Genomic DNA, 3,841 nt, shown 5'->3' with positions numbered 1-3,841 from the left:
TTCAAAGACCAAAAAGCCTATTCAACTGCCAAGATGTCAAGGGGCTATAGACCCCTAAGTTAGCCTCAAAAATATTATAACAGCTGTCTTAGGTATGGGTTGAACTTTCTTTCTTGTCCTATGGTGGTCTCTTCGTAGTGTCCGCATATTACCAATACATCGTCCTCAAGCTCTGAAAAGATTCTCCTTAAGGAGTTTCTTAGTGCATTGAGGTCTCCGCCGGGTAAGTCCCACCTGCCTACTCCACCTCTAAAGAGTAGGTCTCCTGCTATAAGGGTTTTGCTCTTTTCTTCATAAAGACAGCAAAGACCGGGGGTGTGTCCGGGTGTGTGGATTATGCGAAGGGTGGTGTCTCCCAGTTTTATTTCCATCTGGTCTTTTAGCTCTATGTCTGGCTCTGGGCAGGGTAGGTTTGCTCCTATTTGTCTTTCAAAGCCATGCCATATGGGGTCGTTTATAAGGAAGGTGTCCGCTGGGTGCATATAGAAGGGAACATTAAACCTTTCCTTTAGGGTCTTTACTTGACCCACGTGGTCTATGTGTCCGTGTGTGGCTACTATGCCTACAAGCTCGTAGCTCTCTAACTCTCTTATTATCTTTTGGGCGTCCGCTCCCGGGTCTACTACGAGGGCTTTTCCGCTCTCCTCGTCCACTATCAAGGAGCAGTTAACAGAGAGCAGTCCTACAGGTAAGACCTTTAGGAGCATCAGAGTTTTATAAGGTCATAAAGTAGGTTGGGGAATATGCCAAGAAGCACCATAAGAAGGGAGCAAAGGAGCAGTGTTAGGGCTTCGCCTCCTGAGACCTTTGCGGGTGGAAACCTTCTTTCTCCCTCTTGTAGGAATAGGGATACGACCACTCTTAGATAATAGCCTGCGGACAGGATGCTGGCAAGGACGAGGGCTATAGCCAAAGGTAGGAGCATGTTATTAACCAATCCCATAAAGAGGGTTAGTTTACCTACAAAGAGTGCCATGGGTGGTATGCCTATGAAGGCAAAGAGGAAGAGGGCAAAGAGGGATGCGAGGATTGGATGGTCCTTGTATAGTCCTCTGTAGTCAAGGATGTGGTGGGAAAAGCCAGACCTTTTCTCAAGCACTGACATTATGGTAAAAGTTCCAAGACTTGCAAAGGCATACAGAGAGACATAGAAAAGAAGGGCTTTTTGAAGCTGTGGGTCTGCAAGGCTTAGACCAAGTAAGAAGTAGCCTGCGTGGGCTATGGTGGAGTATGCCATAAGCCTTTTTACAGACCTTTGGGTGTATGCCACAAAGTTGGCATAAAACATGGAAAGAATAGAAAGGATAGCTACCAGTATTAGCCACTGCTTGAGGTGGTAAAAGTAGCCAAGAAGCTCAACCAATAGGAAGTATAGGGCTACTTTGGGGACAGAGGAGAGGTATCCTGTTATGGGTGTGGGAGCACCCTCATAGGCATCCGGTGTCCAAAAGTGATAGGGAACTGCAGAAGCCTTTAGGGCAAGGGCGGAGAGCAGAAGGAACATGGAAAGCAAAAAGAGACTGTTTTCGTCCCTGTATTCCTTTAGAAATAGGCTTCCCGTGCTGGCATAGTAAAAAACAGAGCCAAGAGCAAGCATAGAAGTCCCAACAGAGCCTATCATTAGATACTTGTAGCCTGCTTCTTTGGAAAGGTAATCATCCCTCAAAAGGGAGACCATAACATACATGCCTATGCTGGCAAGTTCAAGGGATACAAAGACAAGGACAAGGTTTGCCGAGGATATTAAAATTGAAAGCCCAAGTGTAGAAAGAAGGGGAAGATAAGAAAGCTCTGTGTATACAGAGCCTTTTTTCTCATAGTAGTCATGCATGGAAAATATGGCAAGGCTTGTGAGTATATACAAAATGGCTTTTCCCAGCAGGTTGAGGGCGTTTACCTCAAAAAGGTCAAAAAGGGTTCTTGCGGGATACTGCACAAAGAGAAGGCTTATAAGGGAAGCGATAGGCACAAGGGCGGAGATAACACTCAAAAGTCTGTAGTGCTTTTTGTCAGAAAAGAGGTCAAGGACAAAGACCAAAAGTATGCCAAGGGCAAGCACCAGTTCGGGGATTACTGCGTTCCAGTTCACCTCTTAACCTCCGAGCACGTATCGGGAAGTGTGTTCTATTATCTTTACAAAGGGATAGGGATAAAGACCCATGATAAAGGCGGAGGCGATTATGAGTATAAAGGAGAGCATGTGGTGAAGCTCCAAGTCTTTTAGTTGTTTCCACTTTTCCAACCTGTATTCGGAAAGGGTCTCCTCCTCAAACATGACCCTTTTATACATATAGAGGAAGTATGCTGCAGAAAGCACAATACCTACGCCTGCTATAAAAGCCCATACGGGGAAGTTTTTGTATGTGCCAAGAAAGACCAAAAACTCTGCCACAAAGCCTGCAAGACCAGGGAAGCCTATACCTGCAAGACCAGATATCATGAAAAACACTGCCAGTTTTGGCACATACCTTGCCAAGCCTCCAAGGTCATCCATATGATAGGAGTGGACTCTGTCGTATATAAAGCCTGCGGACATGAACAGTGCGGCAGAGGAAAGACCGTGAGCTATCATCATGTATATAGCTCCGTTTAATGCGTTAAGGTCCATGGCAAAGGTTCCAAGGGTCACTACGCCCATGTGGCTTATGGAAGAATAAGCAATAAGCCTTTTTATGTGGGTTTGGGCTATTGCCATCATGGCGGTGTAGATTATGGCTACCACACTCAGGAAGAATATGAGAGGAATAAAGTATTTGCTGGCATCGGGGAAGAGGGGCAGTGAGTATCTTACAAAGCCGTAAGTTCCCATCTTGAGAAGCACGGCGGCGAGCACCATAGAGCCTGCGGTTGGAGCTTCCACGTGGGCATCAGGAAGCCAAGTGTGGACTGGCCACATGGGAATCTTTACTGCAAAGCCAAGACCAAAGAGTAGAAAGCCTGCTATTTGCAGAAACATGGGATAAGAGAAAGCCATATGGAAGGTGTAGTCAAAGGATATGGTTCCGGTCATTATATAGCCATAGACCACTATGCTGGCAAGTCCGAGAAGAAGAAACACACTTCCAAAAAAGGTATACACAAAGAACTTGTTCGCTGCGTAAACTTTTCTGTCATGCCCCCAAAGACCTATGATGAAATACATGGGTATGAGCATACCCTCCCAGAAAAGGTAGAAGAGGAAAAGGTCAAGGGCGGAGAAAACTCCAAGACAGGCGGTCTCAAGGGCAAGAAAGAGGGCAAAGTATAGATTTGGTCTGTCCTCTATCTTAAGGGACCACAAAAAGGCGGACACAAAGACCAAAGAGGTCATCAATAGCAAGGAAATAGCCATACCATCCACACCCACATGGTAGGAGATGCCTAAGGAGGGTATCCAGTTTAGCTTTGTCACATACTGAAAGCCTTGAGCAGACCAGTCAAAGTTGAGGAAAAGATAAAGTATTATGAGAAACACCACAGAGGATATGCTTAGAGATACTACTTTGGAAAACTTTTCGTTTCTAACTATTCCCACAAGGATAGCACCGAGCAGTGGCAAGAATATGGCGATGTTTAGAAGGTTTTCCATCCTTTACCTCCACAAAATTGTTATGAAAAGCAAAGCCAAAAAGCCAAAAGCCATAAACAAGGCATAAAGGTTTAACTTGCCTGCTTGAAGCATTCTAAGGACACTTCCTGCACCCCTCGCCACTGGATAGGTGGCATTTACAAGCCCGTCTATGAGCTGTCTTTCTGCGGTCATGTAAAGTATTTTAGAGTAGAAGAGGTAGCCACCTGCCAAGACTTTATGGTAAAGCCTTTCAGTAAAGAACTGCTCTTTGAAGGTAGTATGCAAAGGCTT

General features: G+C 45.5%; 4 protein-coding genes. All 4 read right to left on the bottom strand.

Annotation, left to right across the window (positions count from 1 at the left end):
* Nucleotides 1-74 precede the first annotated feature (74 nt).
* Nucleotides 75-707, bottom strand: coding sequence for an MBL fold metallo-hydrolase (locus WKI49_04710; GenBank protein ID MEJ7621798.1), 633 nt, complete (start codon nucleotides 705-707; stop codon nucleotides 75-77).
* Nucleotides 707-2,089, bottom strand: a complete 1,383-nt coding sequence (locus WKI49_04705; protein MEJ7621797.1) for an NADH-quinone oxidoreductase subunit N — start codon at nucleotides 2,087-2,089, stop codon at nucleotides 707-709. The genes WKI49_04710 and WKI49_04705 overlap by 1 nt, the downstream gene beginning before the upstream one ends.
* Before the next feature lie 3 nt (nucleotides 2,090-2,092).
* Nucleotides 2,093-3,568, bottom strand: coding sequence for a NuoM family protein (locus WKI49_04700; protein ID MEJ7621796.1), 1,476 nt, complete (start codon nucleotides 3,566-3,568; stop codon nucleotides 2,093-2,095).
* 3 nt (nucleotides 3,569-3,571) lie between these two features.
* A partial coding sequence (locus WKI49_04695; GenBank protein MEJ7621795.1) for an NADH-quinone oxidoreductase subunit L occupies nucleotides 3,572-3,841 on the bottom strand: 270 nt, incomplete at its 5' end.

The organism is Aquificaceae bacterium (genome assembly GCA_037722135.1).
Lineage (GTDB): Bacteria > Aquificota > Aquificia > Aquificales > Aquificaceae > Pampinifervens > Pampinifervens sericum.
Note: the sequence above shows the minus strand (reverse complement) of the source record. Positions and strands in the feature narration are given on the sequence as shown.

Coding starts and splice junctions, on each gene's coding strand:
- WKI49_04700 (MEJ7621796.1), bottom strand. CDS start 3,568: ATGGAAAACCTTCTAAACATCGCCATATTCTTGCCACTGCTCGGTGCT.
- WKI49_04710 (MEJ7621798.1), bottom strand. CDS start 707: ATGCTCCTAAAGGTCTTACCTGTAGGACTGCTCTCTGTTAACTGCTCC.